This window comes from Streptomyces sp. NPDC059679, from assembly GCF_042734105.1.
Taxonomy (GTDB): Bacteria; Actinomycetota; Actinomycetes; order Streptomycetales; family Streptomycetaceae; genus Streptomyces.
Genome location: NZ_JBHWES010000158.1, coordinates 1 through 5230 on the forward strand (window position 1 = coordinate 1; position 5230 = coordinate 5230).

The 5230-nt window shown below is 67.0% G+C and carries 5 protein-coding genes and 1 pseudogene; 2 read left to right on the plus strand and 4 right to left on the minus strand.

The features are described 5' to 3' along the window. Positions 1–93: 93 nt before the first annotated feature. From ACFV2X_RS55235 to ACFV2X_RS55250, 4 genes and pseudogenes are all read right to left on the minus strand, one after another. Positions 94–834: pseudogene (locus tag ACFV2X_RS55235) on the minus strand (Tn3 family transposase); the annotation flags it as partial. 208 nt (positions 835–1042) lie between these two features. Next, the gene (locus ACFV2X_RS55240; RefSeq protein WP_385631824.1) at positions 1043–1507 is read right to left on the minus strand and encodes a hypothetical protein; all 465 of its coding nucleotides are present in this window, start codon (positions 1505–1507) and stop codon (positions 1043–1045) included. 82 nt (positions 1508–1589) lie between these two features. Beyond that, positions 1590–1895 carry a helix-turn-helix domain-containing protein gene (locus ACFV2X_RS55245; RefSeq protein WP_385631827.1) on the minus strand — a complete coding sequence of 102 codons (306 nt, stop codon included), beginning with the start codon at positions 1893–1895 and terminating at the stop codon, positions 1590–1592. Beyond that, a complete protein-coding gene (locus ACFV2X_RS55250) occupies positions 1892–2275 on the minus strand; it encodes a type II toxin-antitoxin system RelE/ParE family toxin (RefSeq protein WP_385631830.1) in 384 nt (127 codons plus the stop codon). Before ACFV2X_RS55250 ends, ACFV2X_RS55245 begins: the two co-directional genes overlap by 4 nt. Before the next feature lie 458 nt (positions 2276–2733). On the opposite strand from ACFV2X_RS55250, the gene ACFV2X_RS55255 reads away from it, so the two are divergent. Both ACFV2X_RS55255 and ACFV2X_RS55260 read left to right on the plus strand, forming a co-directional pair. Then, entirely contained in the window at positions 2734–3696 is a 963-nt protein-coding gene (locus ACFV2X_RS55255; RefSeq protein WP_385631831.1) for a tyrosine-type recombinase/integrase, read from the plus strand. Further along, on the plus strand, positions 3689–4480 hold the full coding sequence (locus ACFV2X_RS55260; protein WP_385631834.1) for a SpdA protein: 792 nt from the start codon (positions 3689–3691) through the stop codon (positions 4478–4480). Before ACFV2X_RS55255 ends, ACFV2X_RS55260 begins: the two co-directional genes overlap by 8 nt. Positions 4481–5230 lie beyond the last annotated feature (750 nt).

Consider the following 5230-nt stretch of genomic DNA (forward strand, 5'->3'; position numbering starts at 1 on the left):
ACCAGAGAGACGATCACCCGGACAGGGTTCCAGTAGACCGTGATGGAACGCCAGACCCGCTCCGAGCAGCAGCGATGAGTTTCCGAACGGCACAGGCACGAGCTTGTCATCCACCTCGCGCGGCCGCAGCGGCTTGACGCCCACCTTCCGCCGGGCCAGCGCCGGCAGGCCGCGCACTCCGATCAGGACCCGCTTCCCGGCGCTCGCCGCGTCCAGCGCCTTCGACTCGCCCAGCAGCGACAGGAACGGGCGCACCGTGGCATACCGGTTCGCGAGCGCGGCCCGCATGGCGACCTCGGCCGAGTTCTCGTCCTCGGGCACCAGCGAGACCACCGTGGCCGCCGCGGTTATCACGGCGGCGCGCGGGGCGACTTCCTCCACCGCCGCCCACAGCGCGGCCACGTCCAGGTCCGTGCCGTGTTCCTCGACCAGCTCCAGTTCCCCGAATAGCACCTTCGCCGCCCGCGCGAGCACCCGTGACGCCTTCTCCAGCTGCGGCAGCGTGGACAGCCGCTCCTTCTCCGTCTTCCGCTTCGCCGTGTTCAGCAGCCGGGTGGCCATCAGGACCTGGAACAGGTCCAGGGCCTCGTCGATCGCCTTCGCCTCCAAGTGCCGCATCACCGCGGTGAGCAACGCCGTGCGCTTGGGCTCCGCCGCCCGCTCCAGCAGCGGCGCCTTTGACCCCAGCGCGTACCGGGCCAAAGCGGCCATCCGGTTCGGCGGGATCTGCGACAGCTTCAGCCGCCCGAGCCGGTACGCGCCGATCTCGTCCACCCGCTCCAGCGCGCGGGCGAAAGCTGTCCCGGTCGTCCGCGTCGACGGCCGGCGCAGGCGCCACTTCTTCCTCGTTTCCTCGTTCAGGACAACCCTATTGGGTGCCTGTCCGGAAACTTCGTGGCCCCTCAGCGGACGGTACGTGGCCGACCGTGGCGCTTGGGACGGGAGGCCTTCGCGTGGGGTGATGGGGATATTTGGATCTGGCTCTGACCGCAGTTTGGTGAAGATCGCGTTCGTCATGGAGTCACGGATAACCCGTGTGGGGTCACCGCCTGATCCTTGGGCGGCCGCTCTCCAGAGCGTCCCGGGCCGCTTCCATGAAGGCGTGGCGACATTCGCGTTTGGTGGCACCTTGTCCAGTTGGAACTGCGTCGCGCATGTGTGCGTGTAGGGCCTTGGTGTAGTCGTGGACGACCTGTGCTGTCTGATGCGAACAGGTCAGCTCGACGGCCTTCTTCGCGAGCCACAGGTCGTGCAGTCTCTCGTCTGCAGGGTCATCAGAGGCAGGAAGGCCGAGTTTTCGGCGATCCAGTATCAACTCGACGCGCTGCGCGGCAGCCAGGAATACCGAGATGGCCTCTTTGCGCTCAGTGCGCTCTACATCTTTGCGTTGTTGACGGTCGCGTTGCACCTCGACGCGCGTCGCCAGGTATTGCCCTACGAGCGTCCCTGTGGTCCCGAGAAGGACACCGACCAGGGCGAGAACCGTGCCTCCAGTAGCTCCATCCATGGCATACAGCCTGGTAGATGAATGCTGTGCCACGGCCGGGTTCTTGAAAACCGTGTGCCGTTCGGAGACTCGTCGCCCCTGGTCAGGCTGCGTGGCCGATGGTGATGTGGAGGGGCTGGCCCAGGGCGTTGGCCACGCGCAGGAGGGTGCGGGTGGAGGGGAGGGTGAGGCTGGTTTCCAGGCGGGCGATGGCGGGCTGGGTCATTCCGGCGCGGCGGGCGAGTTCGGTCTGGGACCAGCCCAGTTCGGTGCGGCGCTGGTAGACGGTGCGGCCGATTTCGATGGCCAGCCCGGTTTCGTCGTAGATCTGCTGAGCCTGGGAGGCGAGACCGGTTTCCTCGTCGGCCAGTTCCTTGGTTCGGTGGGTCTTCCATGTGGAGTGGTTCACAGTTCTTCCTCCTTCACGTTGCGGTCGTAGATCTGGTGGCTGTCGGCGGGGCGGTGTTTGGCTTCGCACCGTTGCTGGGCTGCGTGGGCGCGGTCGACTTCTGCGGTTTCGCGCATGCGGGTCTTGTGGAACACGGTGAGCATGACGATGCGCCGGGCGGGGGCGAGCCAGTAGGTGATGCGCTGTTCGCGGCGGTGAAGGGAGAACCGTAGTTCGCGTAGCTTGCCGCCCAGGTGGCGGGTCTGGGGTTCGCCGAGTGTCTCGGCGTGGTCGGCGAGGAAGTCGGCCAGCTTCATCACGCGCAGGTAGTCGGTGGGTGGGAGCGAGTCCAGCCACTGCTGGACTTCTGCTTCAAGCTCGATGTCGTACCGCTCACCCATACCAAAAAGCATATACCGATGCCGCGCGGGACTCCATCGGGCCGGCTTGCGAATCGTCTCTGCGGGAATGGAGTGTGGGCGATGGGGAATGAAGGCGGTGTCGACGAGGGTCGCATGTCGACCCCGCGACGTGAACGGCCCTCTCGGTCTCTGCGGCAAGCTGAATGTTTGGCACCGCTGTCGAGGGGGGTGACACGCGTGCGGGGCTCCCTCCGTGACTGGCGGCGTATCGCTCCGTACCGCCCCGAGCGGACCGCTACAAGAATGAAACGATTGGCTACCGAGAGTGGTCACTGGGCTGGGGGTCAAGGGGTCGCAGGTTCAAATCCTGTCGTCCCGACGGTGCAGAGGGTTCTTGCAGGTCAACACCTGTGAGGGCCCTCTTTTCGCGCTCCGGATCCCGACGTCGAGGTCGAGCACGCCGCTCACCGACACCTTGACTCGGAGGCTTTCCGACGATGCCGCTTCTGGACCTCGACAAGATCACCACAGGGCTCTCCAAGACCTGGGAGGGGTTCCTGCGCGACTGGGACCGCTCCCTGCGGGCGGGCAACTACCCGGAGACCACCCGCTACAACTACCTCCTGGCCGCAGCCCAGCTCGCCCGCTACCTGGCCCAGCACGCCACGCCCGACCTCGACGCCCAGGACGCCGCCGATGACCCGACCGAGGTCACCCGGGGCCACGTGGAGGCCTTCCAGGGGTGGATGATCGAGACGCGGTCGGCGTCGACCGCGCTGAACAAACACAAGGGGCTGCAGCAGTTCTTCAAGTGGCTGATACTCGATGAGGAGGAGATCGAGCGCTCCCCGATGGAGCGCGTCCGTCAGCCGAAGACGGTCAAGAAGCTGATCCCGGTGATCCGGGACGAGGACACCAAGAAGGTGCTGGCCTCCTGCAAGGGCAAGGCGTTCCTCCAACTGCGGGACGAGGCCATCATCCGCCTCTACTACAACACCGGCGCCCGCCTGTCCGAGGTCGGCAACCTCACCCTGGACGACATCGACCTGACCACCGACTCGGTGCACTACCACGGCAAGGGCGGGCGGGACCGCCGGGTGCGGTTCGGGCCCAAGACGGCGCGGGCGGTGAGCCGGTATCTGCGGGCCCGCGCCAAGCGCAAGGGCGCCGAACTGCCGGACCTGTGGCTGGCCGAGCGCGGCGGGCGGCGGCTGGCGCCGAACGGCATCAAGATCATGCTTAAGCGGCGTGGCCTGTCGGCGGGGGTGACGGGGGTGCATGCGCACCGGTGGCGGCACAACTTCGCGCACGAGTGGAAGCGGGGCGGCGGGGATTCGGGTGACTTGATGCTGCTGATGGGCTGGGTCTCCGAGGACATGCCCCGTCATTACGGGGCCAGCGCGGCGGCCGAACGCGCCCAGGAAACCCACCAGCGGATGGGAATCGGCGAGAATGTCTGAACCTCTCGCCCACACGCCTGACGGGACACCGGACAGCGCGGCCACGGTCCGGGCGGTCACCGGCATGATGGCGGCCGTCGTCAGCCTGACGTTCCTGTTCGGGTTCGGCAACGTATGGAACCTGGCGCTGAGGCTGGGCGTGCCGCCGTGGGTGGCACCGCTGGTCGCCCCGGCGGTCGACCTGTCCATCCTCGGCCTGCTGCTGGGCATCCGCTACCTCGCCCTCCACGGCGCACCGGTGGAGCAGTTGCGTCCGGCGAGGCGGCTGCTGGTGCTCTCCAGCGGCATGACCCTGGCACTGAACACAGCCGACCCGCTGATCGCCGCACACCTGGGCAAGGCCGCCTTCGACGCGGTCGGCCCCGTCCTCCTGATCGGCTGGGCCGAGGTCGGGCCCGGACTGCTCCACGCACTCGCCACCACGAACCGGCAAGGCGCGACACGGCAATCCGCGACACCGCAGCATGAACAGGACCGCGTCGAGAGCCCGCCGCGCATCAATCAGACAGGGGCTCCCGCGAACGGTGGCCAGACCACGAACTCTTTCCCCACATCGGAACAGCAACCTGATGGTGACGATCTGTTCGAGCGCGCCCGACAGGAAGACGCCCGCCACTGGGAGACCTACCAGCGGCCGATCTCCGCGGAAACGCTCCGCAAACGGCTGCACGTCGGCGCGGCACGGTCACGCATGCTCGTGGCGATGATCCGCTCCGATACCTCCTCCAGGCGCGCCGACCAAGCACAGAACACCGCGGAAGGGCCAGAACAGCGCAGGGCGTGAACTCGAGCCGACAGTGCCCTGCTCGGATGAGCTTGTGGGGAACTTCAGCTCTCGGCTTGCCTTGCGGACAGGTGGAGGAGGATGTCGCGGAAGACGGCTGCCTGGACTTTGGCGATCTCCTCGCCGGGCTGACCGTGAGCCAGCCTGACCATGAAGTCCATCCTGAGGGGGCGCTGCGCCCCTCGCCCGGGACCATATACGTGGCGAGGGGCGCGCCGTCTTCGGCACGGCCGGATTGCGAACCCTGCTCGCGAGTGGGTTCGCCTCTGTGTTGCTGCACTGTTTCTGCCATACCCATCGCTTACCGCACGACGGAACACTGTGCACAGCGGCCGCAGGAGACACCAGCCGATGTGGTGAACAACTCGATATGCCTGACACGCCCCGTCGAGTCCGATCCATGGACACGAAGCGCTTGGCCGACGCGCCGGGGAGTTGCCGTCCCGTCGCGTGGGTGACTCACGCACGGAAGCTTGCCTGCCGCCGGAGAAAATAGTGTGCCAAGCGAGTGAGCGTACGTCAGCCAAGAACCCACAGCGGCACCGCTCAGTAGCGAGCGCAATCAAACCCTGAGTCGCTGCCTCGGTGACGACCTCCTCGGAGCTCGTCGCAGGTGAGAGCCCCCGGCAGGGCACCACACAGAAGGATGGTCGCCCTGACCTGCAGAATCTGTCCGGCAGGCTGGTGATCAAGGGCAGCTTCGAACCCGTGGCGCGGGGCGGAGCGGGCCGATGAATGGCGAGAGGTCGG